Source organism: Muriicola soli, assembly GCF_004139715.1.
In the GTDB taxonomy this organism is placed as follows: Bacteria; Bacteroidota; Bacteroidia; order Flavobacteriales; family Flavobacteriaceae; genus Muriicola; species Muriicola soli.
In genome coordinates, this window is the sequence record NZ_CP035544.1 from 1,890,861 (window position 1) to 1,916,206 (window position 25,346).

Below are 25,346 nucleotides of genomic sequence, written 5' to 3' on the forward strand. Positions count from 1 at the left end.
TATCAGGAAATAAATATAGAAAGGTCGAAATCGATGATGTATAAAACAATTAGGATAAGAACGGCCAGGATCAATAGAAAACGGAGGTTGTAGTTTTTGTCTGCACCCTTCCTGAGATCAGACATCGCACTGCTGAACTTTGATTTTAATCCTCTGGGAGGCTCTACAGTAGATCGGTATCGATCTAGTTTTCTCTCCATTTTAAAGGGGTTACCTTCCCCCTTATCATCATAATATCGCGGTGAGTAATTGTATTTCTTGTTCCTTCGCAGTTTCGTAAATCGTCCCATATCGCTCCAGTGTCAAAGGTACTTAAATATCGAAAAAGTGAGGAAGCACAGTTCCCAAAATTTGTTAACACCGATTGTGAGAGGGAAAGTTTGATTTATTTCCCGAGGACAGCCATTTTGATGGCAGCGATAGCAGCTTCGGTTCCTTTGTTTCCGTGTGTTCCTCCGCTTCTGTCTTTTGCCTGTTGAAGGGTGTCATCGGTAAGGACGCAAAATATGACAGGCGTAGCTGTATTGACATTCAGGTCTTTGATGCCCTGTGCAGTGGCACTGCAGACAAAATCGAAGTGCTGTGTTTCTCCGCGGATTACACTGCCTATAGCAATGACGGCGTCTGGCTTTAGCTCTTCGATCATCTTTTTACAGCCAAAGGTGAGTTCAAAACTCCCGGGCACGTTCCACCTGAGCAACTGGTCTTCTTTCAGGCCACATTCAACTAGAGTCGTATGAGCCCCTTGATAGAGTCCTTCCGTAATTTCCTCATTCCACTCAGAAACCACGATCCCAATTTTTAAATGGGACGCATCAGGGATACTATCTTTATCGTAGTGCGATAGGTTGCGATTTGCGGTGGCCATTCTACTTATTGAGTTTGAGCCATCCCAATAAAGACGTCAATAGTCTGCGCTTCAGTGGAATCCGGAAAGTCATCTTTTACGCGTTGGAAGTAGCCTAGTGCCTTCTCTTTCTGATCTAATTCTAATGCAGCTACGCCGGCTTTGTACAAAAATCGCGGAGTAGTGAGATTATTGTTATCCTCGGCAAAAGCTTTTTCGTAATACGTGAGGGCGTCTGCAGTCTGCCCCAATTGGAGAAAGGAGTCGCCTATGCTTCCAAGAGTTAAAGAAGCCGTAATTTCCTCATCAGGAGATACCTGTTCCAGATATTCTATGGCCTTGTCATACTGCTGCAATTCTTTATAAGCCATACCCGCAGCATAAGTGGCAATATTTGCTGACGGAGTACCTGAGTACTCATCGATGATGTCGAGATAGCCGTACTTCCCCTCAGCTCCATTGAGGGCAAGCAGGAACAGTGAATCCCTCTCCGCAGTATTTTGCAAGGCTTCGTTAAAGTACCTGTTGGGATATAGCATTTCATTGGCTGCACTTGCATTTTTTGGCATTTGCACGAATTGATTGTATCCTAAATAACCCAGCACGGTAACGGCGATGACGCCAATGACGCCAAGGATATAATTCTGGTTGCGTGCTACCCATTGTTCCGATTTGGAAGCGCTTTCATCCAAAGCGCTGAATACTTCGGCAGTAGTGCTTCCCTGTTCTCTCAGGGCTTTTTCCTCTTCTTTATTCTGAGGCTTGTAGCCCCTCTTCTTATATGTCGCCATAGTTCCTTGGATTGATCGCGCAAAAATAAAGTTTTTATCGAAAACCGAAGGGTATTTATTTGTTATTTTTGGATATTATTCGGCCCTAAAAACCATTTTCAACTCAGCTTTTAATGTTTCTTCAGAAGATTTCCCTCCTCAATTATAAAAACTTTGCCGATATACAATTTGAATTCGATGCTAAGATCAATTGTTTTGTCGGGAATAACGGAAGGGGGAAAACCAATATGCTCGACGCCATATATCACCTGTCTTTCGGTAAGAGCTATTTCAATCCCATTGCAACACAGAATATTAAACACGGGGAGGACTTTTTCGTAATCGAAGGCAATTTTTCGCTCAATGACAGAGAGGAAAAAATCGTTTGTTCCTTAAAACGCAATATAAAAAAGGTAATCCGAAGAAATGGCAAGGCGTATGACCGACTTTCAGAGCACATAGGGCTGTTGCCCCTGGTCATCATTTCACCGGCCGACCGGGATCTTATTATTGAAGGAAGTGATACCCGAAGGAAATTTATGGACGGAGTGATCTCCCAATCCGATCCCGAATACCTCCACGCACTGATGAATTACCAAAAAGCGGTATCGCAGCGCAATGCCTTATTAAAATATTTTGCAGCCAATCATACCTATGACCCAAAAACCATAGAAGTATACAACGAACAGCTACAAAACTACGGGCAGGAGATCTATAAAAAGCGCGTGGCATTTGTAGAAGAGATCTACCCTATATTCAAAGAACAGTACAAGCTAATTTCAGGAGATACCGAGGAAGTAAACCTGGTTTACAATTCCCGTTTACACGAAGCTAGTCTGGCAGAGTTGCTCTCGTCGAACATTGATCGAGACAGGGCGCTGCAATACACTAGTGTAGGAATCCATAAAGACGATCTCGATTTTCAAATCGGGGATTATCCCATTAAAAAATTCGGGAGTCAGGGCCAGCAGAAGTCATTCCTTATCGCTCTGAAATTTGCGCAATTCAAGTTGCTTAAGAAACTAGTTGGCACCACTCCCATCCTGCTGCTCGATGATATTTTTGACAAATTGGACGAAAGTCGGGTTGCCCATATCATATCTTTGGTGGAAGATGATAATTTTGGTCAGATTTTTATAAGTGACACCCATGCTGAACGCACGGAAAGAATCATTAAAGAAATACATCAGACCTATAAAATATTTCCTTTGTAAAAATGAAACAGATCTGTTCTTTTTTAACCATATTACTTTGTATTTCCTGCGGCCAGAAAGTGAAAAAGGAAGACCTGAAACACCTCAACGGATATTGGGAAATCTCCGAAGTGGAATTCCCTTCGGGGGATAAAAAACAGTATGAGATGAGCGCGACGGTCGACTATTTTGAAGTTTCGGACATGTCAGGGTATCGCAAAAAAGTTCAACCCCTTGCCAACAGCAAGTATATCACTTCTGACGATGCTGAGAAATTCAGACTCGAGCCAAGGCAAGATGCCTACATTATTATGTATCAGAACGAAATGAGTGAATGGGAAGAGGAAATCGAATCGCTTACCGATACAAGGCTTATCCTGAAAAATAACGAGCAGATTCGTTATATTTATAAGCGGTATGAGCCCTTAACTCTCGAATAAAAAATGGTCAGGAAGAAAAACAATGTATCTCTTAGCGAAGCCCTGCAAGAATTTATTTCTTCCAATAAATTACAAAAGGGTTTAGACAAGGTATTGATTAAAGAGGCCTGGGCATCTCTGATGGGCAATGGCGTAAACAATTACACCACCGGACTCGACCTGCGTAACGGCACTCTGTTTGTTTCCCTTTCCTCCTCTGTACTCAGGGAAGAGCTCAGCCTGGGAAAATCTAAGATCATAAATCTCTTAAATGAAGAGGTAGGCAGGGAAGTCGTCAAAAAGATCGTACTTCGCTAAGATCCCAAAACACAAAAAAGGACCTCCTGAGAAGGAAGTCCTGAGTTCAATTTCTTAATTTTAACTAGTAGATCTCGCGTCCTGAGAAATGAAATGCACCTTCAATGGCTGCATTCTCATCACTATCGGAGCCGTGAACGGCATTTTCACCTATATCCTTTGCGAAGAGTTTACGAATGGTTCCTTCTGCAGCTTCAGCGGGGTTAGTCGCACCAATCAGTGCCCGGAAGTCTTCCACGGCATTGTCCTTTTCCAGGATTGCCGAAACAATGGGACCTCTGGTCATAAACTCCACCAACTCGCCAAAGAAAGGACGTTCTTTATGAATGGCGTAAAACTCACGTGCATCACGCTTGCTGAGTTGAGTGTATTTCATGGCGATGATCTTAAATCCCGCGGAGGTAATCTTTTCTAAAATAGCACCGATGTGGCCGTTCTCCACCGCGTCGGGTTTGATCATTGTAAATGTTCTGTTTCCAGTCATTGGATAAAAATTTTCGGCAAAAGTAAGCTATCTAAATTCAACCTACAACATTAATACTCTTGTACCAGTTTGTTAAGGACTTTACCCTGATCGCTTATCATTTCCATCCCTACCTGCCTCGTTTTAAAATTAAAGCGGAGTAAACCAAAGCTTTTTTTCGCCACCACCTCTCCAAGCCTGTACGGATTTGGTTCCCCTGAATAACTGGAATAAACATGGGTAAGGCCGCTACTGGTAAAATCGATCAGAGGATAGGACATCCCTTCTAGGGTACTACTCGAAAATTCCGAGATATGGCGGTCACCAGAAAGGATGATTACTCCCTTGGCACCCGATTGTGCAACCGTAGTTTTTAACTTGTCCACCTCGTGAGGGAAATTTCCCCAGGTCTCAAACCCGTGCTGATTGGATAAAAACTGAATACTGCTTACAATAACATTAAAATCTGCCTCCGAAGCGTTTAACTCCTTTTCCAGCCAGGCCCATTGTTCTTCTCCCAAAACGGTTCCTTCCCCGTAAGGTCCTGGTTCATACCTCTTGCCCTTTTGTTGGGATGGTGTAAGTGCGGATCTGAAATATCGGGTATCAAGAACCAGGATCTTAAGCTCGCCTTCGGCTGTTTTAAAATTGTATCCGGCATAGACACCTTTTCTCTCACGTCTGGGGTCATTTTCAGGAACGTCCATAAAATCTAAAAAGACCTGCTGACTTTCATCTTTGGCCTCAAACTCCACCCCTCCGTCATTAAGTCCGTAATCGTGATCATCCCAGGTACCGATAACCTGCACTTCACTAAGCAGTTGAGCGTATTCGGGAATGCTCTTCTGCACCTCGTACATACCGGCTATTTTTTCGGGATCATCCGTATCCGCATAGACAATATCCCCTCCCCAGATCCAAACATCCGGCTCTGTTGCCAGCACATCATCCCAAAGCGAATTCTTTACATTATGTCTGTTACACGAACCAAAGGCAATGGTAAAATCGGCCTCAGTTGGAAGCTGTATTCTGTTTTCAGTGACCTCGGCAGTTTTACAATTAAAAAACGTAAGGGGTAAAAGGAAGAGAATTATTCGATTTTTCACGGTAAGTCGATTTATTACTAAAGTATGTTTTTTAGAGTTTAAATTTTTAATTGTTTCAAAAGTTAGCGATTATTTAACCTCTCGCATTTTCGTGATGAGTATTTCATATAAATTGTATCTTTGCAGGCATGAATTCAGCAAATGTTCGGGCTCTGAAGGCCCTGCTTAACACTCCCCAGAAAATCGCCATTATTCCCCATAAAAATCCAGACGGTGATGCCATTGGTGCTGCCTTAGGACTACACCTCTATCTCAAAAAAGAAGGCCATAACTCAGTTGTGATCAGCCCTAATGACTATCCGGAATTCCTGAAATGGATGCCGGGTACCTCAGAGGTGATGATCTTCGAAAAACAAAATACACAGGCAAAGGAGCTTATCGCAACAGCAGAAATAATATTTACTGTAGATTTCAATGATTTGGGAAGAATCGGACAAATGAAGGAGGTTTTGGAAGAAACTGAAACTACCTTTGTGATGGTAGACCATCATCACAGTCCGGCCGATTACGCTTCTATCATGTATTCTGACTCCGGGATGAGTTCTACCTGTGAGATGATCTATCACATGATAAAAGCCCTGGGAGGAGAAAATGAAATCAATCAAGAAATAGCCGATTGTCTTTACGCCGGAATTCTTACCGATACGGGCTCTTTTAAATACGCTGCTACCACAAGTGAGACCCATAGGGTTGTGGCTGCATTGATAGACCGTGGGGCCAGAAGTGCGGAGATCCACAAAGAAATATTTGACACCAACACGCCCAGCAGGCTTCATCTTTTGGGATGTGCCCTCAATAATATGGTGATCTTACCCGAATACAGCACTGCATACATCACCCTTAATCAGGATGAGTTGGATAAGCACCAGTTTAAAAAAGGTGATACGGAAGGCTTTGTGAATTACGGACTGACCCTTGCAGATATACGATTGGCTGTTATTTTTATCGAGAACAGGGAAGAAGGGATAATTAAAATCTCATTTCGTTCAGAGGGTGATTTTTCAGTGAATGAATTTGCCCGGGCATATTTTGACGGCGGCGGCCATACCAATGCTGCAGGAGGAAAAAGCACCCGATCTATGCAAGATACAGTCATCTATTTCCGCAACCTCTTAGAGAAACACAAAAGTGAATTGAGCAGATGAAAAAACTGATGCTACTTTTATTTGTATTTGCGGTCTTCGCCTGCAAAGAAGCTGAACCGAGAAGGCCGGTCAAGGTAAATTCCGGATCCTTTATCAAGGAGTCGGCAGAAAGAAACAGACGAATTCTGGAAGCGGAAGAAAAATTAATCAGCGAGATCATTAAAATCGACAGCCTTAATGAATACACAGCTACATCAGAAGGAAGTTGGTATACCTATCTGTTGAGCAATGAGGTGAGCACCTATACTCCTCAAACGAATGATTTGGTCCGATTTACATATGCACTTCTAACCCTCCAAAATGATACTATCTATTCTGAAGAAGAAATAGGCCTACAAACTTACAAGGTAGACAAACAGGGGCTGTTTCCGGGCTTGAGGAATAGTATTAAGTTATTAAAAGAAGGAGAAAAAGCCATTTTTCTGTTTCCGTCATCACTCGCCTATGGATACCCGGGCGACAAAAATAAAATTGGGGTTAACGTACCCTTAAAAGCAGTAATTACCATTATTCATATTGAAACCGATAAAGAAGAAAGTACACCCTAAAGTATTTATTAGATGAAAAAGACCTATTTCTATTACGCCACATTTATTTTGCTCCTTATAGGATGCAAGTCGAGCCAGTACGCCCATCTTGGCGATGGCATCTTTGCAGATATCAAAACAACAAAAGGAGACATTCTCCTAAAATTGAATCATGAAAGTACTCCGGTTACGGTAGCCAACTTTGTCTCCCTGGCAGAGGGCACAAGTCCTTTTGTAAGTGAAGAGTACAAAGAGAAGCCCTTCTACAACGGCTTGATTTTCCACAGGGTGATGTCTGATTTTATGATACAGGGAGGTGATCCAACCGCCACCGGGTCGGGGTATCCGGGGTATAGATTTAAAGATGAAATTGTAGATTCCCTTCGCCATGACAGGGCAGGAATTCTCTCTATGGCCAATGGTGGACCCAAAACTAATGGCAGCCAGTTTTTTATCACCCTTAAACCAACCCCATGGCTAGACGGTATCCACACTGTTTTTGGTGAAGTTGTTGAGGGAATGGCTGTGGTTGATTCAATTGGTATTGTAGAAACCAACCAGAAGAACAGACCGGCTGTGGATGTCGTTATGAACTCGGTTGAGATTATCAGAAATGGAAAGGAAGCTAAAAATTTTGATGCCGTCCAAATCATGAGTGATTACTTCGCCGAAGAAGAGGAAGCCATTGCCGCCATGAAAAAAATGCAAACGGATTTCGCTGAAGAAATGGCTGCACAAAAAGCTGCTGCGACGGCACTCCCCTCAGGATTAAAATTGATTGTCCTGGAAGAAGGAAGTGGAGAAAAACCTAAGATCGGACAAAAAGTGATGGTCAATTATGCAGGCTATTTAGAAGACGGCTCTATGTTTGACAGCAATTACGAGGAAGTCGCAAAGAAATACGAAAGATTTGATGAGGACAGAAAACTCGGTGGTGGGTACGATCCCTTCCCAATGGACTTCAGTCCGGATGCCCGACTCATACCCGGATTCAAAGAAGGGATGCTTTCCATGAAGGTCGGCGATAAAATAAGGGTATTTATCCCTCCTCACTTAGGCTACGGCCAGCAGGGAAGTGGCCCTATACCGCCAAATTCCAATCTGGTCTTCGATCTGGAGATCACAGGAATATTTGGAGACTAAAATTCATCCCCGCCAATGGCGGGGTTTTTTATGCCTTGGGAATTTCAGATAATATCGTCTTCAGAAATTTCCAGAATTTTTGTACTGAGGAGATCTGCACACGTTCATCCGGGGAATGCGCCCCTTTGATATTCGGACCGAAGCTTATCATATCCATTTGAGGATAGTGACTGCCCAGAATACCGCATTCCAGGCCCGCGTGACATGCCAAAACATTGGGCGATTCCTGAAATAATTCTTTGTATTGCTGTACGAGTACCTTAAGGATTTCAGAATCGGGATCTGGGGTCCAACCCGGATAATCCCCGCTTAGATTCACTTCGTAACCCGCGAGTTCCAGGACTGAGCTCAGACTACTGGCTAAGTTCAATTTACCAGATTCCACTGAAGAGCGTGTAAGGCAGCTGATTTTGATTTTCCCTTTTCCCACCTCTACCCTGGCGAGGTTATTAGACGTTTCCACCAGGTCCTTAATTGAAGTACTCATAGCAAAAACACCATTGTGAACCCCCTGAACGGCCCTGAGTAGCTTTCCCTGAGCGTCGTTACCCATGCATTTAGAGGGAAGATCTTGCGCAGATAGACTAATATTCAGCCTGGGCTCTGTTATTCGCAGTTCCAACTTAATATTCTCTATCATTTCCTGAATACCGGCAAGAACTTTTTCTTCACTGCCAGTAATAGCAAATCGGGCTACACTTTCTCTGGGAATCGCGTTTCGAAGTCCGCCTCCATCTATTTCACAGAGGTGTATTGAGCCTTTATCTGCGGCCGCAAAGAGAAGCCTGTTCATAATTTTATTGGCATTGCCAAAGCCACGGTGGATATCCATCCCGCTGTGTCCACCCTGTAATCCATTAACAAGGAGCTGGTATCCTTTCGCCCCGGAAGGCAGATCTGTCTCGATGTAATTTCCTGTCGCAGTAATATCAACACCCCCGGCGCATCCGATATCGATTTCATCGTCCTCTTCCGTATCCAGGTTCAGCAAGATAGATCCTTTTAACAGACCTCCCTCAAGACCTTTAGCCCCGGTCATTCCGGTTTCTTCGTCAATGGTAAAAAGAGCTTCCAGGGGAGGGTGTGGAATTTCATCTCCGGCCAGTATGGCCATAATCGCTGCCACGCCCATTCCGTTATCGGCACCAAGTGTAGTTCCCCTGGCTTTTACCCAATCCCCGTCTACGTACATCTCGATACCCTGCTCGTCAAAATTAAATACTGTATCGTTATTCTTCTGATGAACCATGTCGAGATGCGACTGAAGCACTACAGTTTTTCTGTCCTCCATCCCGGCTGTTGCGGGTTTCCTTATGATCACATTGCCTACCCTGTCCTTGCTAGTTTCTAGACCGAGTGAACTCCCAAAATCCATCATAAAAGCGATGACACGTTCCTCTTTTTTCGAGGGTCGGGGGACTGCATTGAGCTTGGAAAAATAGTTCCAGACGGCTTTGGGTTCTAAGTTTTGAATGTCCATTTGAATTTCTGCTGATTTTAGTTCAAAAATACTCAGCCCTATTGAAACGCACTCATAAAAATGGGTAAATTTACAGTCATGAATTACAGGCTGAAAAACGCTATTGTCCTCGCTTTACCCGTCCAAATCATTCTGATTAGCTGGATCAGTAATTATCCTTCCTTTATTGAAGAGTACTACAGTCGCGGTATTTACCCGGTAATTGCGGAAAGCATGCGCTGGCTTTACGGCTGGATTCCATTTTCCCTGGGCGACATTCTCTATACCCTTTTAGGACTGCTGGCCATACGCTATCTATTTACTAAGTGGATTTACATTAGAACAAAACCTGTCGCATTTATTCGAAACCTGCTGGTAGTTTTCTCAGTGGCATATCTGACCTTTCACCTGCTCTGGGGCCTTAACTACTATCGCGAACCACTTGCAAAAACATTGGGCTTACAAGCTTCCTATTCCGTGGAAGAATTGCTCGAATTTACAACCCGACTCACTGAAGAAGCCAATCGACAACATCTGGTTTTGACGGGCAATGATAGCGTACAAGTAAGCTTTTCCTTTAGCCGCCGGGAGATCTTCAAAAAAGTAGGAGCTGAAGACCATCCTGTATCTGACGAATTCCCGGAATTAGAGTATACAAACCCCAGTATCAAAGGATCGCTCTACAGTTTGGCTCTTACCTATATGGGCTATGGAGGCTATCTCAATCCCTTTACCCTCGAATCACAAGTCAATAGGAAAATACCCATGTTCAGGTTCCCTGTGGTCAGTTGTCACGAGATGGCACATCAATTGGGGTATGCCGCTGAAAATGAAGCTAATTTTATCGGGTATCTGAGGGCCGTCAACCAAAACGACCCGCATATTAAATACGCAGCCCTCTCCTATGCCCTTGGATATTGTCTCGCAGATCTCAGGTTCCAGGACGAGGATAAATTTCAGGAGGTCTACGGGAAGGTAAACCAGGGAATAAAATTAGACTACGAAGAGCTTAGTGATTTTTGGATCTCCTATGAAAATCCTCTCGAGCCTGTTTTTAAAGAAGTCTACAACAGTTTTTTAAAAGCCAACAATCAAGTGGAGGGGATTCGCAGTTACAATCAGGTAGTAGCACTTCTCGTGGCTTATCACAAGCAATCACCCCTTTAAAAACTCAGTCTTGAACTTCGCACTACATGCGAATAGCACGGTCATATGTTAAAAAGATGGGAATACCCTTCAATTCTCAACAGTTCGTTTATTTTTAGGCCGCTAATTTAAAATACAGCCTTTATGAATTTAAAATACATGATCTGGGCTATCGCCTGCTTATGTGCGGTACCACTTTCTTCCCAGGACTACTTTCCGAAAAATGACGGGGTGAAAGCAGAAAATAATAATTATACTGCGCTTACCCATGCCAGGATCTATGTAACGCCGTCGCAGATCATAGAAGACGGGACTTTATTGATTAAAGATGGTAAAGTGGTTTCTGCAGCTGCATCGGTTAATATTCCCTCTAATAGCGTAGTTATCGATCTGAAAGGCAAATACATTTATCCTTCTTTTATTGATGTGTATTCCACTTTTGGGGTAGAGCAGCCAAAACGCCCATCAGGGGGTGGCCGCTCTCCTCAATACGATCCCACCCGCGAGGGATTCTACTGGAATGATCACATCATGCCGGAAGCTGACGCGATCAATTCGTATAAGTACGACGACAAAAGTGCCAAGGCCCTCCGTGAAGCAGGCTTTGGTGTTGTCAACTCCCATATTCAGGATGGTATTGCACGCGGAACCGGGGTCTTGGTAGCTCTTAATTCTGAAGGGAACGAAGCTGAACGCATTGTCGACGACAATTCTGCTCAGTATTTTTCTTTTGACCGAAGTATCTTAAAAAATCAGTCGTATCCCACTTCCCTTATGGGTGCGATGGCCTTGCTTAGGCAGATGTACAGTGATGCCTCCTGGTATCAGAAAGGGATGGTAGATACCAAAGACAGATCTTTGGAGGCCCTGCTTGAGAACAAAGGCCTGGTTCAGGTTTTTGCAGCAGGAAATGCCGGGAATATCCTCAGGGCAGACAAAATAGGTGATGCCTTTGGTGTTCAATATGCCATCCTGGGAGGTGGAAATGAATTTGAACTTATTGACGAAATCAAGTCGACCAATGCAAAACTCATCATTCCGGTTAATTTTCCGGATGCTTATGACGTTTCGGATCCTTTTCAGGCCGATTATGTCTCTCTGAAAGATATGAGGCATTGGAACCAGGCACCTTCTAATCCCAAGGTCCTTGCCGATAATGGAATTGCTTTTAGTTTTACCCTACACGATCTTAAAAGTCCATCGGCCTTGAAAGAAAAGATCCAAAAGGCCATTACCTATGGTTTATCTGAAGAAAAGGCTTTGGAAGCCCTTACCCTGGCTCCGGCGACCCTCTTGGGCAAGTCTCAGATGATAGGATCTCTGCAGCCCGGGCGCTATGCGAATTTCCTGATAACCTCCGGAAGTGTTTTTGAAAAGGAAACCACTCTCTATGAAAACTGGGTCCAGGGACAAAAAAATATGATCAATGCCATGGATCTGAAAGATATACGTGGAACATACGACCTCCGGGTAGGAGGCACTACCTATGATCTCAGTATCAGCGGGGAAGTTTCAAAACCCAAGGCTGAAGTAAAGCAGGATACCGTAAAACTGACCTCAAAATTCAGTTACGACGGGGACTGGGTTACGATGTCTGTAACAACAGCCGATCGGGATACCTACCGGATGACGGCGAGGGTCAATACGGATAGTGACAACTTAAACGGAAAGCTAATCCTGCCCAATGGTGTTGATTCACAATTTACGGCAATGCGGAAGGAAGGACCTTCAAGCACCTCTTCAGAAAAAGAGGAGGGGGATTCCGTAGCTCCGAAAGTTATGCCATTAAAATTTCCTAATGTAGGATACGGTTATACTGAAAAAAGGAAGGCAGAAGATATGTTGTTCAGAAATGCAACTGTTTGGACAGGAGAAGCCGAAGGCGTATTGCAAAATACAGATGTGTTGGTCAGGAATGGAAAAATTTCTAAAATCGGTAAGAACCTCAACGCCGGAAGTGCCAAAGTAATTGATGCCAGCGGGAAACACCTTACTGCTGGAATTATTGACGAGCACAGTCATATTGCCGGGCTGGCTATTAACGAGGCCGGACAGAATTCTTCTGCTGAAGTAAAAATGACCGATGTTGTAGATCCCTCGGATATGGACCTGTACCGCAATCTGGCCGGAGGAGTAACCACCGTACAATTGCTACACGGATCAGCCAATCCCATTGGAGGAAGGTCGGCAATTCTCAGGCTAAAATGGGGAGAATCTGCAGACCAGCTTATCTTCGAGAACATGCCTAAATTTATAAAATTCGCTCTGGGAGAAAACGTAAAGCAGAGTAACTGGAACAGTTTCAATCGCTTTCCCCAAACCAGGATGGGGGTAGAACAGGTTTTTGTAAACTATTTCCAGAGAGCCAAAGAATACCAGGCTGTAAAAGAAAGTGGGAAGCCTTATCGCTACGATGAAGAAATGGAGGTCCTTGCAGAAATTCTCCGGGGAGAACGATTTATCAGCTGCCATTCTTACGTACAAAGTGAGATCAACATGCTGATGAAAGTTGCTGAAAAATTCAATTTCAGGGTGAATACCTTTACCCACATCCTCGAAGGGTATAAAGTGGCCGATAAAATGGCTGAACACGGTGTGGGAGGATCTACTTTCAGCGACTGGTGGGCATACAAATACGAGGTAAATGATGCGATCCCATATAATGCAGCCATCATGGCGAGCCAGGGGGTTACAGTTGCCATCAATAGTGATGACGCCGAAATGTCAAGGCGCTTAAATCAGGAAGCAGGTAAAACCGTGAAATACGGGGGGATGTCTGAGGAGGAAGCCTGGAAAACAGTGACTCTGAATCCTGCAAAACTTCTACACATCGATGATCGCGTGGGAAGTATAAAAGAAGGAAAGGAAGCCGATCTGGTACTTTGGAATGCTCACCCTCTCTCGGTTTATGCCAAAGCAGAAAAAACCATTATTCAGGGAACCACTTATTTTGACCTACAGGAAGACAAGGCCTTGAGGGAAGCCATTAAAAAGGAGCGCAGTGAGCTGGTCAGGATGATGCTTGATGAGAAAGACGGAGGGAGTAAAATGCAGCGACCCACACAAAGCAAGAAAGAAAGATTTAACTGTGATACCCTATAATATCAGGAATATGAAAAAATTAGTATATATCGTAATCGCCCTGTTAACAGGGATCAATCAAAACGGCCTAGCGCAGCAAACACCTGCCCCGGCCCAGACAGAATCTATCTCGATCACAGGTGCTACGGCCCATGTTGGGAATGGGACTATCATAGAGAATTGCACCCTCGTATTTGAAGCGGGAAAAATCACCGCCATGGGGGCTGATGTCACTCCGAAGGGCAAGGTAATTGACGCCAGTGGAAAGCACTTATATCCCGGATTTATTGCTCCGGGAAAATCCCTCGGACTTATTGAAGTCAATGCCGTACGGGCCAGTAACGACCAGGATGAAATTGGGTCGCTTATCCCTCATGTACGAAGCCTTATTGCCTACAACGCTGAATCGAAAGTGGTTGAGAGTATGAGGCCCAATGGCGTACTTCTAGGTCAGGTTACTCCCCGGGGTGGAAGGATTTCCGGTACCTCATCCATAGTACAGTTTGATGCCTGGAATTGGGAAGATGCTGCGGTTAAGGTAGATGATGGCATTCACCTGAACTGGCCTAATACTTTCAGGCGTGGTCGCTGGTGGTTAGGAGAACCAAGGGGCTACCAACCCAATAAGGATTACAAAGAACAAGTAGATGAATTGCTTTCGTTTTTAAAAAATGCCCGGGTATACGGAGAAGGAAAAGCCGAGAGTGTAAATCCGGCCTTTGAAGCCTCCCAAGGTTTATTTGATGGCTCCAAAACCCTCTACGTATATGCCCAGGATGAAAAACAGATTGTAGATGCTATCACTGCCCTTAAAGAGGCTGATATTAATAAGCTCGTGCTCGTAGGTGGTTATCACGCCCACAGGATCACAGCTTTTCTGAAAAATCACAACATTCCCGTCCTGGTTAATTTCACGCATAGCTTGCCGGAATTTGACGATGATGATTACGACATGACCTACAAGTTGCCAAAGCTTCTGGTTGACGGTGGATTACTAGTGGGCTTGCAAAATGCCGATGCTTCCAATTTCCAGACCAGGAACCTACCCTTTTATGCCGGGCAAGTGGTGGGACAGGGATTAGACAAGGAAGTGGCCCTGCAGCTTATCAGTGGAAATACTGCTAAAATATTGGGCATTGACGATTCTTATGGTACCCTGGCAGTAGGTAAGAGCGCTACTCTGTTTATTTCAGAAGGAGATGCACTGGATATGAGGGGGAATCAACTTACCCATGCTTTTATTGATGGAAGGGAATTATCCCTGGAAACCCATCAAACCGAATTGTGGAAAAGGTATATGGGGAAATACGAGGGAGAATAAAGGTAAAAAGGGGCAAATTGCCCCTTTTTTATTTCTCTGTAGTATTCACCGGCTTCCTGATCTCCGCATGGTCAGGACGTGCAAACACTTCTTTATCTGCAGCCTGCTCACTCACTTTAATTTCTTGAAACGCAACGGTATTTCCGGGCTCACCAATTTTACCTTCCTCCACCTTATGCCAGGTAATTGACTGAGGCAGTAAGAGGCCTGAAATATCCGTCCAATTATTATATCTGATCCAGTGGATGTCATCAGAAGGCACCCCGGTTCTATAGGTAACCGTATAGCCCAACCAGGCCATCTGCATGGTTTCCGGATCATAGTGTAAATAGTACTCATCTTCCGGAGAAGTACCAATTCCATCCTCATAGCGAATTCCAATTCCCGGGTATTCCTTGCCATTGTAGCTGATGGCTTCGGTCTCAAAATATTCAATTCCATCATCGGCAAGTACGAAGGGCATAGCGTAAAAGTAGAACATCAGGTTATGATAGAAAACCGGATCTCCTTTGTATTTCCCTTCAGGATCAAAGAGCCAGACGTCCTGCCCGTCGAACCCCATGGAGAAGTCATCGGTTTCAACAATATCTTTTCGGGAATACAGATCAATTTGGTGTTTTTCCCTTCCCGATTTTTTCGGTATTTCATAAGACAGATACTTCTGATTTTTCCAGCTAGCAAGGCCTCCGTGTGCTTTAAAAACCTCGTTTAAAGCTTCGGGGTATTCTTGAACTTCTTCTTCAACAATCTCAGATTTCATTTCTTTATCCGGTTGTTCTTTAGGCATGTCCTTACAACTAATGACTAGTAAAATGATCAGGAAAAGTACAGTGTTTCGCATCGTATAGAATTTATTTACCCCTGCTCTGTCGAGTTTCCACCGGAAAGTTTACAGATTGCTCTATTTTTGTTTTATGCAGGGCAGTAAAGAAATCAGCAGTCTCCAGAATCCGCAGGTCCGGAAGATTATTAATCTCAAAGAAAAGAAAAAAGGGCGGGAAAGCAGCGGCCTGTTCGTTGTTGAAGGTCAGCGCGAGATTAAAATGGCGCTTAAGGGGAGGTATAAGCTTACCACTGTTTTGGTATATCCGGAAATATTCTCCCTGGAAGAAGCCTTAGCTTTAATGAAAAACTCGAATACTAAACCTGAATTTATAACATTAACTAAAGACGTTTACCAAAGACTGGCCTACCGGGAAAAAACAGAAGGCATATTGGCGGTAGCCCAGGCCAAATCTCACGATCCCAGGAGTCTCGCCTTACCAGACAAGCCTCTCATCCTGGTAGCGGAGGCTCCTGAAAAACCGGGAAATCTCGGAGCACTTTTGCGCACTGCTGATGCAGCAAATCTCGATGCAGTCCTTATCGCTAACCCCAAAAGTGACCTCTACAATCCCAATACGATCAGATCTAGCGTGGGATGCATTTTTACAGTCCCTGTCGCCATGGGAAAAAGCGAAGATATTGTACAATTTTTAAAGGAAAAACAGATCCGTATTTTTGCAGCTACACTCGAAGATGCCATTCCCTATACCCAGGCAGATTATTCAGGTGGATGTGCTATCGCTGTGGGAACAGAAGCGACAGGATTGACTGCCGGCTGGGTTAAAAATGCAGACCAAAGCGTGGTTATTCCCATGGAAGGGCAGATCGATTCGATGAATGTTTCGGTCTCTGCCGCAATCCTTATCTTTGAGGCCAAGAGACAGCGTCTTGGGCAATAAAACCAATCTTTTTTAAAGGTATGAGTAGTACTACCCTTTTTTATTTTATCCTGTTTATTCTTATCCTGGAGTTTCTCGTTGAATCTTACCTGGATTACCTCAATGCAAAAAGTTTTACCAAGCCCATCCCGCCGGAGCTCGAAGATGTTTTCGATGCAGAGGAATACGCGCGGTCTCAGGCTTATAAAAAGACAAATTACAATTTCGGTTTGCTCACCTCAGGCTTTTCCCTTCTTGTTATTTTATCATTCCTGAGCTTAGGTGGCTTTCAATGGGTAGATGAAACCGTCAGGGGAATCACTGACCACCCCATTGGCATGGCCTTGCTGTTTTTTGCAATCATTATGCTGGGTAGCGACATACTGATGACTCCTTTCTCCTATTACAAAACCTTTGTGATTGAAGAGCAATTCGGGTTTAATAAAACGAGTAGAACATTATTTCTGATCGATAAGATCAAGGGATGGATAATGCTTGCAATAATAGGCGGCCTTATGCTCTCGCTGGTGATCTGGTTTTTTCAATGGGCGGGCTCAGATTTCTGGCTCTACGCCTGGGGACTTATCGCGGTTTTTACCGTCTTTATAAATCTATTTTACAGTAGGCTCATCGTCCCGTTATTCAACAAACAAACACCCCTGGAAGACGGCAGCCTCAAAGAGAAGATCGAGGCCTACGCCCAAAAAGTAGGGTTTGAATTGCAGAACATTTTCGTCATAGACGGTTCAAAGCGATCGACCAAGGCCAATGCGTATTTCTCAGGATTCGGGAAGGAAAAGAGAGTCACCCTGTACGATACCCTTATCAACGACCTGGAAGAGGAAGAAATTGTGGCCGTACTTGCGCATGAGGTGGGGCATTACAAACGCCGCCACATCATAGCCAATCTATCGGTTTCCTTGTTACTTACGGGCTTCACTTTATTCCTCTTGTCCTTATTTATCAATAACCCTGAGGTAGCACGCGCTATTGGAGTGGAAATACCCAGTTTTCACGCGGCCCTGATTGGTTTCGGTTTGTTGTACAGTCCGGTTTCACAATTAACAGGCCTTGCGATGAATTATATGTCAAGACAGTTCGAATATCAGGCAGACCATTATGCAAAAGAGACCCTCGCCGCAAAGCCGCTGATTAATTCCCTGAAAAAATTATCCCGCAATAACCTGAGTAACCTCACCCCCCACCCTGCCTACGTATTTATGCATTACTCCCATCCCCCTTTGGTTGCCCGTGTCCGCAGGCTCGGGGCATGATTTTTGTTGGTTACTACAAAAGATTGTGGTAATTTTAAAATATGAGGAGTGACACCGTAATTGACAAGGAGAACCGCGAAATCGCGAAGCAATACAAAGAATTGCTTCGGATTAGCTATCAGACGCTTAGTCCTCAGGATAAAAAATTGATTCGATCTGCATTTGATGTGGCGGTAGACGCCCATAAAAATCAACGGAGAAAATCAGGTGAGGCCTATGTATTCCATCCTATTGCTGTAGCTAAGATTGTAGCTTCAGAAATTGGACTGGATGCAGTTTCTATTGCTTCGGCCCTACTTCACGATGTGGTGGAGGACACTGAATACACCCTGGATGATATTGAGCGCCTTTTTGGGGAAACGGTGGCGAGGATCGTAGACGGACTTACAAAAATTGCCCATTTAAAGAAGGATACCAACATTTCACAGCAAGCGGAAAACTTCCGCAAGATGCTCCTTACCCTTCATGATGATGTTCGGGTGATTATTATAAAGATCGCCGATCGATACCACAACATGCTCACCATGGATTCCATGCCTGAAGACAAGCAGGTAAAACTCGCATCGGAAACCCTCTATATCTACGCGCCCCTGGCGCACCGGATAGGCTTGTACAATATTAAGACCGAACTGGAAGACCTCAGTTTAAAGTACACCGAACCTGAGGTGTACAACGACATCCAAAGCAAGATCGAGGAGACCAAGGAGGAGCAACTGCAATACATCGATGATTTTTCGGCGGTGATTCGTGATTCACTTGATAAGGAAAAACTGAAATACACCATCAAAGGCAGGATGAAATCCATCTTTTCCATCAGGAAAAAGATGAATACACAAAATGTTTCCTACGATGAGATCTACGATAAATTTGCTATTCGTATCATCTATAAATCGGATAAGAAAAACGAAAAATTCCTGGCCTGGAAGATATATTCTATTGTAACGGACCACTTTACCCCCAACCCAATACGATTACGCGATTGGATCTCTTCCCCAAAGTCGACCGGATACGAAGCCCTTCACATCACAGTGATGGGGCCTCAGGGCAAATGGGTAGAAGTTCAGATCCGTAGCGAACGTATGCACGAGATTGCCGAAAAGGGATACGCGGCACATTTTAAATACAAACACGGGGATCAGAAGGAACAGGGAATAGAAGAATGGCTAAATCGACTACAGGAGGCTCTGGAAAGTTCTAATGGCAATGCAGTGGACTTTGTTGAAGAGTTTAAGCTCAATTTGTATTCTAAGGAGATTTTTGTATTTACACCAAAAGGAGAACTTATTTCACTGCCCAAAGGTGCCACGCCCATCGATTTTGCCTTTAATATCCATACGGAAGTAGGAATGCGAACCAGAGGAGCGCGGGTAAACGGAAAACTGGTACCCCTAAGTACCCAACTTAAAAGTGGAGACCAGCTTGAGATCGTCACTTCAGATAGTGCCAAGCCCAACCAAAACTGGCTGGAATACGCTACCACGGCAAGGGCCCGTTCAAAAATCAGGGCGTCACTCAGGGATGAGAAAAAGGCCGTCGCCGAAGAAGGCAAAGAAATATTACGCCGAAAGTTAAAGTCTCAGAAGGTAACGCTGAACGAGGATTCCATTAACAAAATGGTGGTTTATTTCAAACTCAAGACCAGCCTCGACCTGTTCTACAGGGTGGGCATTGGTTCTATAGACAACCAGAAGATCAAGGACTTTGCTTCCTCTTACAATAATGCCTTTATCAGTTTCTTTAAGAACAGGATGCGAAAAAAGCCTGTTCCTGAGGACATTGACAAAGATGAAATTACTTCCAAATTTGACATGCTTGTCTTTGGAAAAGAAGAGGAAAAACTGGAATACAAGTTATCACAGTGCTGTAACCCTATTCCGGGAGACGAAGTATTTGGCTTTATCAGCGTCAATGATGGCATCAAAGTGCATAAGAAAAATTGTCCTAATGCCATATCCCTGCAGTCTAATTATGCCTACAGGATCATCAGTGCGAAATGGATAGATTCTACCCAGGAAGAATTTACTGCAGAGATCAAACTCACGGGATTAGACAATCTTGGCCTTATTAATGACATCACTGAGATCATTTCAGATAACATGCACGTAAATATGAAGAATCTGAATTTTGATACGGATGGAGGAACCTTCTCGGGGAGGATCACGGTAGTAGTTAAAAACAAGGCCATTCTGAAAAAAGTAATGGAAAACCTAAAAGATGTAAAAGGGATCGACAAGGTAACCAGAACCTAAATATGACCAGGGTCAATCCACCCGTAACCAGGCTGTAGTTTTAATATTTTTAGCTGTACATTTGCAGGGTAATGCAGGAGAATCAAGCATGAAAGGAAATAAGGATCAGGAAATTGTAAAGAACGTATTCACGGCCTTTTTGGAGGACAACGGCCACAGAAAGACGCCTGAACGCTATGCTATTTTACAAGAGATCTACGATACGGATAACCATTTTGATATCGAATCGCTTTATATCAAAATGAAGAATAAAAATTACCGGGTGAGCAGGGCTACCCTGTACAATACCATTGAGCTTTTACTGGAGTGCAAATTGGTTCGAAAGCATCAGTTTGGCAAGAATCAGGCCCAGTATGAAAAATCGTATTTTGACAGGCAGCACGATCATGTGATCCTGACAGACACAGGCGAAGTGGTTGAATTCTGTGATCCACGGATTCAGTCGATCAAAAAAACGATTGAAGAGGTTTTCGATATCAAGATTAACAATCATTCGCTTTATTTTTACGGCACGAGAAACCAACACGAAGAAGCAAACTAACAATACATAAGTTACATGGCGGTAGATTTACTACTAGGTCTCCAATGGGGAGACGAAGGAAAAGGAAAGATTGTTGACGTACTTACCAAGAATTACAATATAATAGCGCGATTTCAGGGAGGGCCAAATGCGGGGCACACGCTCGAATTTGATGGCTTCAAACACGTGTTACACACCATTCCATCGGGGATATTTCACGAAGAGGCCACCAATGTAGTAGGTAATGGAGTGGTTATCGATCCGGTAATTTTTAGAAGGGAACTGGATAATCTCAAAAAATTTGAACTCGACATTAAAACGCGGCTGTTGATCTCCCGCAAGGCACATCTAATCCTTCCCACACACCGACTTCTGGATGCTGCTTCGGAAGCCGCTAAAGGCAAGGCGAAGATCGGTTCTACCCTGAAAGGTATAGGCCCTACCTATATGGATAAGACCGGCCGAAATGGACTAAGGGTTGGAGACCTTGAACTGGATAACTGGAAAGAAAAATATCGACAGCTTGCCGATAAGCACGAAGCGATGATCCACTTTTATGATGTGGACATTCAATACAACCTGCAGGAGCTTGAAGCCGATTTCTTTTCAGCGGTGGAAGCCCTGAAGAAACTTACGTTTATCGATAGTGAAGAATATCTGTTCCAGGCCCAAAGAGAGGGCAAGTCTATCCTGGCTGAAGGGGCTCAGGGATCCCTCCTGGATATCGACTTTGGCACCTATCCCTATGTAACCTCTTCCAACACAACAGCGGCAGGAGCGTGTACCGGCCTGGGGGTTGCGCCAAATAAGATCAATAAGGTTTACGGGATTTTCAAGGCCTATACCACCAGGGTGGGAAGCGGGCCCTTCCCAACTGAACTCTTTGACGAAGTTGGTGAGGCCATGGCGAAAGTGGGAAATGAGTTTGGTGCTACTACAGGAAGACCGAGGCGCTGTGGCTGGCTCGACCTGGTTGCCTTGAAATACGCAGTACAGATCAATGGGGTTACCCATCTGATGATGATGAAATCTGATGTCTTGAGTGGATTCGAAACGATTAAGGTGTGTACGGCATATCATTACAAAGGAGAAAAAATCTCCCATTTGCCCTATAACATTGAGGCGACGAATGTTACACCGATCTATACCGAATTAAAAGGTTGGGCACAGGATCTCACAAAAATGAATTCAGAAGAGCAGTTACCTGAGAATTTAATGACCTATATTGAATTTCTGGAAGAGGCTCTGGAAGTGCCTATTCAGATCGTATCTGTTGGGCCAGACCGAACCCAGACCATCCACAGGGAGCTGGCTGTTTCCTGAGGTGCAGCTCAGACTGGGAAGTATTAAAACTGTACTAAAGAAAATTCTTCTGCATCAAAAAATCCTATTTTTGATCAAAACAAAGTCCTTGAAAGGAATACTCCTCATACTTCTATTTGCCCTGCCATTCCATTGGCTGCATGCCCAGGAAGAGAATACCAAGCCCAGGCAAATCAATATTGTCTACGGAGCTAATTTTACAAAAGACGAAGCAAAATATCCCGGAGCTTCTATTTTTAGTAAAGACGACAGGCAAGTGCAATTTGAACACCAGGGTGCCGATCTATGGTGCGATATTGCGATTTTCTACCAAAAGGAGAACAAACTAAGGGCCATTGGAAATATCCGGCTTAAACAAGGCGATTCCATCCAGATGACCAGCGGGAAGATTGATTATGACGGAAATATAAAATTAGCCAAAGCCTGGGAAAAAGTAGTGTTAAAGAACACCGATATGACCCTGCGAACAGACACTTTGTATTTTGACCGGCAAAATCAGGAATCCTATTACAACAACTCTGGCACCATTGTAGATTCTGCCAATACACTGACGAGCAAAATAGGCAGGTACTATATGGAACCCAAGAAATACCAATTCCTTCAAAGTGTCAAAATAAAAAACCCTGAATACACCGTTGAATCAAGTCAGCTGGATTACTATACCACCTCAAAAAACGCCTATATGTATGGCCCTTCAACCATTACGGGAGAAACTTATACCCTCTATTGTGAAAGGGGCTTTTACGATACCAAGGTAGAAACAGGGTATGGGATAAAAAATACAAAAATCAACTATAACAACCGGATCATAGAAGGGGATAGTGTGTATTTCAACAAGGCAAGGGAATTTGCCTCGGCTACCAATAATATCAAGGTAACCGATACGATCAACAACGGGGTGATCAGGGCGCACTACGCTGAAGTGTTTAAGGCAAAAGATTCGGTCTTTGCCACAAAAAGGGCCGTATCGATCAGCTTGGTAGAACAGGACTCCCTATACATTCACGGGGATACGCTTATGGTTACAGGAAAACCCGATGATCGCATCCTCAGGGCCTTCAGAAATACAAAGTTTTACAAGACCGATCTCAGTGGGAAATGTGATTCATTGCATTTTGAACAAAAAACCGGGATCACTCAGCTTATACGCCAACCCATCCTATGGAATCTTGAAAATCAGATGACCGGAGACAGTATACATCTGATCTCTGATATGGAAACCGAGAAGTTAGACTCACTCAAGGTAATAAATAATGCCTTTGTGATCTCTCAGGACACCATAGGAAAGGAGGGATTCAATCAGGCCAAGGGGAAGGACTTATTCGGAAAGTTCATTGAAAACGAACTCAAAATCGCAGATTTGGTCAAAAATACAGAGGTCATCTATTATATGTACAACGATGATCAGGAACTTATCGGGATCAACAAAACGATCTGCAGTGCCATCAGACTCACTTTTGAAAACAGTGATATAGAGGATATCACCTTTTTTACCAATCCCGACGGCGACATTTTCCCAGAACAGGACCTGCCTGAGAACAGCAGAAAGCTAAAAGGGTTTATCTGGCGTGGGGATGAACGAATACGAAGCAAGGAAGAAATTTTTGACGAGGATGACAACAACATTACCCTGGTTAAAATCAAGGGCCTGGACAACCCTATAGACCGGGATATGGATCCCGACATGCTGGAGGTGGAAGAAAAAGCCCGAGATTTTATAAATTCTTCCAAGACGGAGACAGTTCCGATACCCGGGCGTAAAACAGCTGAGGTGGCTTCGAAATCACGTTTTGAGGAAGTAAAAGGCGAGTCCGATCTACAACCCGGCTATTACCTTATCGCCAATGTCTTTGAGAAAGAAGAGAATTTTTCCCACTTTACAAGGATCCTTGCAGACCGGGATATTCAACCTAAGTCGTTTATCAGAAAGAAAAACAACTTCACCTATGTGTATCTCGATCGATACGATACCAGAGAAGAAGCCGAAAAAGCCAGGGATTCTCAATATTTCGGCAAGTACACAGACGACATTTGGATCTTTAGGGTGATAGGGAAATAACAAGAAGATGAAGAAAGACTTCTTTTTATATCAGGCACAAACAACGCCACATCCCCTGGCCATAGAAGTTTCTCGGGCCGAAGGGAGTTATATCTACGACGTGGAGGGGAATGCGCATCTCGACTTTGTTGCAGGGGTTTCGGCATGTAGCCTGGGGCATTGCCATCCGGCGGTGGTCTCGGCCATTGAGCAACAGGCCAAATCCTATATGCACGTGATGGTTTACGGGGAATACGTACAACAACCCGCCGTACAATACACCAAAACACTTGCGGAATTATTACCTGAGCCCCTGGAAACAACCTATTTGGTGAACTCCGGGACAGAAGCCATAGAAGGGGCTTTAAAATTGGCCAGGAGGTATACCGGCAGATCTCAAATCATCGCGGCAAAGAACGCCTATCACGGCAATACTATGGGAAGTCTTAGCCTGATGGATTTTGAGGAAAGGAAGGCCCCTTTCAGGCCCTTACTTCCCGACGTGCGTTTTATGGCGTTTAATCGCAAAGAAGACCTGGAAAAGATAACAGAAAGTACTGCAGCCGTAATCCTGGAAACCATTCAGGGAGGTGCGGGGTTTATACAGCCTGAAAACGATTACCTTAAAGCCGTCAGACGGAGATGCAACGAGGTGGGTGCCCTGCTAATCCTCGATGAAATACAACCGGGATTCGGAAGAACAGGAAAGCTGTTTGCCTTTGAACACTTCGGAATTGTCCCGGATATCCTGGTTATGGGAAAAGGAATGGCAGGCGGACTACCCGCTGGTGCCTTTACCGCTTCGAGAAAAATGATGGCCTCCCTTATGGAAAAACCAATGCTGGGACATATCACCACCTTCGGGGTAATCCGGTCATAGCTGCTGCAGCTCTGGCTACACTCAGGGAGATCAAGACAACAAACTTGATTCCGGATACCCTATCTAAAGAAGCCCTGTTCAGGGAACGGCTAAAACACCCATTGATTAAGGAGATCAGAGGAAGGGGACTTATGCTTTGTGCTATTTTAAAAACTAGTGAAATCGCAAATGATTTAGTACTTTTGTGCGCCCAAAAAAAACTCGTTCTTTTTTGGTTGCTTTTTGAGAAAAATGCCGTCAGAATTACCCCCCGCTAACCATTTCCGAAGCGGAAATCGAAGAGGGTTGTAAGATCATTCTGGAGGTTTTAAATAGTATGAAATACTAATTTGTTAACTATTTTGTTAATAATATAGCACCCCTCTGGAGATAAAAATGGTAATAAAAACTATTTTTAAGTCCATAGATTAACCAAGTAAGT

The 25,346-nt window shown here is 44.1% G+C and carries 22 protein-coding genes and 1 pseudogene; 16 read left to right on the forward strand and 7 right to left on the reverse strand.

Annotated features, from left to right (window positions below):
- Window positions 1-2 precede the first annotated feature (2 nt).
- The 3 genes from EQY75_RS08565 to EQY75_RS08575 all read right to left on the reverse strand — a co-directional run bounded on the left by EQY75_RS08565 (window position 3) and on the right by EQY75_RS08575 (window position 1,638).
- Window positions 3-290: a riboflavin synthase subunit beta gene (locus tag EQY75_RS08565; protein ID WP_129604953.1), complete on the reverse strand. Its 288-nt coding sequence runs from the start codon at window positions 288-290 to the stop codon at window positions 3-5.
- Window positions 291-385: 95 nt separating this feature from the next.
- Window positions 386-868, reverse strand: coding sequence for a 6,7-dimethyl-8-ribityllumazine synthase (gene ribH, locus EQY75_RS08570; RefSeq protein WP_129604954.1), 483 nt, complete (start codon window positions 866-868; stop codon window positions 386-388).
- 5 nt (window positions 869-873) lie between these two features.
- Window positions 874-1,638, reverse strand: coding sequence for a tetratricopeptide repeat protein (locus EQY75_RS08575; protein WP_129604956.1), 765 nt, complete (start codon window positions 1,636-1,638; stop codon window positions 874-876).
- A gap of 113 nt (window positions 1,639-1,751) precedes the next feature.
- Between EQY75_RS08575 and recF the strand changes: the two genes are divergently transcribed.
- Genes recF through EQY75_RS08590 form a run of 3 tightly spaced genes read left to right on the forward strand, consistent with a single transcriptional unit; the run spans window position 1,752 to window position 3,547 of the window.
- Entirely contained in the window at window positions 1,752-2,831 is a 1,080-nt protein-coding gene (recF, locus tag EQY75_RS08580) for a DNA replication/repair protein RecF (RefSeq protein ID WP_129604957.1), read from the forward strand.
- 2 nt (window positions 2,832-2,833) lie between these two features.
- A complete protein-coding gene (locus tag EQY75_RS08585; protein WP_129604959.1) occupies window positions 2,834-3,250 on the forward strand; it encodes a lipocalin family protein in 417 nt (138 codons plus the stop codon).
- Between the two features lie 3 nt (window positions 3,251-3,253).
- On the forward strand, window positions 3,254-3,547 hold the full coding sequence (locus EQY75_RS08590) for a DciA family protein (protein WP_129604961.1): 294 nt from the start codon (window positions 3,254-3,256) through the stop codon (window positions 3,545-3,547).
- Between the two features lie 64 nt (window positions 3,548-3,611).
- Here EQY75_RS08590 and EQY75_RS08595 read toward each other — a convergent pair whose 3' ends face one another.
- A complete protein-coding gene (locus EQY75_RS08595; RefSeq protein WP_129604964.1) occupies window positions 3,612-4,031 on the reverse strand; it encodes a nucleoside-diphosphate kinase in 420 nt (139 codons plus the stop codon).
- A gap of 50 nt (window positions 4,032-4,081) precedes the next feature.
- On the reverse strand, window positions 4,082-5,116 hold the full coding sequence (locus EQY75_RS08600) for an alkaline phosphatase D family protein (protein WP_129604966.1): 1,035 nt from the start codon (window positions 5,114-5,116) through the stop codon (window positions 4,082-4,084).
- A gap of 128 nt (window positions 5,117-5,244) precedes the next feature.
- Here EQY75_RS08600 and EQY75_RS08605 point away from each other — a divergent pair, with 128 nt between their 5' ends.
- The 3 genes from EQY75_RS08605 to EQY75_RS08615 are packed head-to-tail and all read left to right on the forward strand — an operon-like array spanning window position 5,245 to window position 7,931.
- Entirely contained in the window at window positions 5,245-6,261 is a 1,017-nt protein-coding gene (locus tag EQY75_RS08605; RefSeq protein ID WP_129604969.1) for a DHH family phosphoesterase, read from the forward strand.
- Window positions 6,258-6,809, forward strand: a complete 552-nt coding sequence (gldI, locus tag EQY75_RS08610; protein ID WP_129604971.1) for a gliding motility-associated peptidyl-prolyl isomerase GldI — start codon at window positions 6,258-6,260, stop codon at window positions 6,807-6,809. Before EQY75_RS08605 ends, gldI begins: the two co-directional genes overlap by 4 nt.
- A 12-nt stretch (window positions 6,810-6,821) precedes the next feature.
- Window positions 6,822-7,931, forward strand: a complete 1,110-nt coding sequence (locus tag EQY75_RS08615) for a peptidylprolyl isomerase (protein ID WP_129604974.1) — start codon at window positions 6,822-6,824, stop codon at window positions 7,929-7,931.
- 28 nt (window positions 7,932-7,959) lie between these two features.
- On the opposite strand, the gene EQY75_RS08620 is transcribed toward EQY75_RS08615, so the two are convergent.
- Window positions 7,960-9,417: an aminoacyl-histidine dipeptidase gene (locus EQY75_RS08620; protein ID WP_129604976.1), complete on the reverse strand. Its 1,458-nt coding sequence runs from the start codon at window positions 9,415-9,417 to the stop codon at window positions 7,960-7,962.
- Between the two features lie 72 nt (window positions 9,418-9,489).
- On the opposite strand from EQY75_RS08620, the gene EQY75_RS08625 reads away from it, so the two are divergent.
- The 3 genes from EQY75_RS08625 (at window position 9,490) to EQY75_RS08635 (ending at window position 14,938) form a co-directional block, all read left to right on the forward strand.
- A complete protein-coding gene (locus EQY75_RS08625; protein ID WP_129604979.1) occupies window positions 9,490-10,557 on the forward strand; it encodes a DUF3810 domain-containing protein in 1,068 nt (355 codons plus the stop codon).
- A 123-nt stretch (window positions 10,558-10,680) separates the two neighbouring features.
- A complete protein-coding gene (locus EQY75_RS08630) occupies window positions 10,681-13,638 on the forward strand; it encodes an amidohydrolase family protein (RefSeq protein ID WP_129604982.1) in 2,958 nt (985 codons plus the stop codon).
- Window positions 13,639-13,648: 10 nt separating this feature from the next.
- On the forward strand, window positions 13,649-14,938 hold the full coding sequence (locus EQY75_RS08635; protein ID WP_129604984.1) for an amidohydrolase family protein: 1,290 nt from the start codon (window positions 13,649-13,651) through the stop codon (window positions 14,936-14,938).
- A 28-nt stretch (window positions 14,939-14,966) separates the two neighbouring features.
- On the opposite strand, the gene EQY75_RS08640 is transcribed toward EQY75_RS08635, so the two are convergent.
- A complete protein-coding gene (locus EQY75_RS08640) occupies window positions 14,967-15,779 on the reverse strand; it encodes a DUF6503 family protein (protein ID WP_129604987.1) in 813 nt (270 codons plus the stop codon).
- A 73-nt stretch (window positions 15,780-15,852) separates the two neighbouring features.
- On the opposite strand from EQY75_RS08640, the gene EQY75_RS08645 reads away from it, so the two are divergent.
- The 7 genes and pseudogenes from EQY75_RS08645 (at window position 15,853) to EQY75_RS08675 (ending at window position 25,182) form a co-directional block, all read left to right on the forward strand.
- Window positions 15,853-16,662, forward strand: a complete 810-nt coding sequence (locus tag EQY75_RS08645) for a TrmH family RNA methyltransferase (protein WP_129604988.1) — start codon at window positions 15,853-15,855, stop codon at window positions 16,660-16,662.
- A gap of 20 nt (window positions 16,663-16,682) precedes the next feature.
- Entirely contained in the window at window positions 16,683-17,915 is a 1,233-nt protein-coding gene (locus EQY75_RS08650) for a M48 family metallopeptidase (protein ID WP_129604990.1), read from the forward strand.
- A 41-nt stretch (window positions 17,916-17,956) separates the two neighbouring features.
- Entirely contained in the window at window positions 17,957-20,164 is a 2,208-nt protein-coding gene (locus tag EQY75_RS08655; RefSeq protein WP_129604992.1) for a RelA/SpoT family protein, read from the forward strand.
- Window positions 20,165-20,252: 88 nt separating this feature from the next.
- Window positions 20,253-20,705 (forward strand): Fur family transcriptional regulator, encoded by a 453-nt coding sequence (locus EQY75_RS08660; RefSeq protein ID WP_129604995.1) that lies wholly within the window; start codon window positions 20,253-20,255, stop codon window positions 20,703-20,705.
- A gap of 15 nt (window positions 20,706-20,720) precedes the next feature.
- The gene (locus EQY75_RS08665) at window positions 20,721-22,007 is read left to right on the forward strand and encodes an adenylosuccinate synthase (RefSeq protein ID WP_129604997.1); all 1,287 of its coding nucleotides are present in this window, start codon (window positions 20,721-20,723) and stop codon (window positions 22,005-22,007) included.
- A 106-nt stretch (window positions 22,008-22,113) separates the two neighbouring features.
- On the forward strand, window positions 22,114-24,066 hold the full coding sequence (locus EQY75_RS08670; RefSeq protein ID WP_425462161.1) for an OstA-like protein: 1,953 nt from the start codon (window positions 22,114-22,116) through the stop codon (window positions 24,064-24,066).
- A gap of 7 nt (window positions 24,067-24,073) precedes the next feature.
- Window positions 24,074-25,182: pseudogene (locus EQY75_RS08675) on the forward strand (aspartate aminotransferase family protein).
- Window positions 25,183-25,346: the final 164 nt, after the last annotated feature.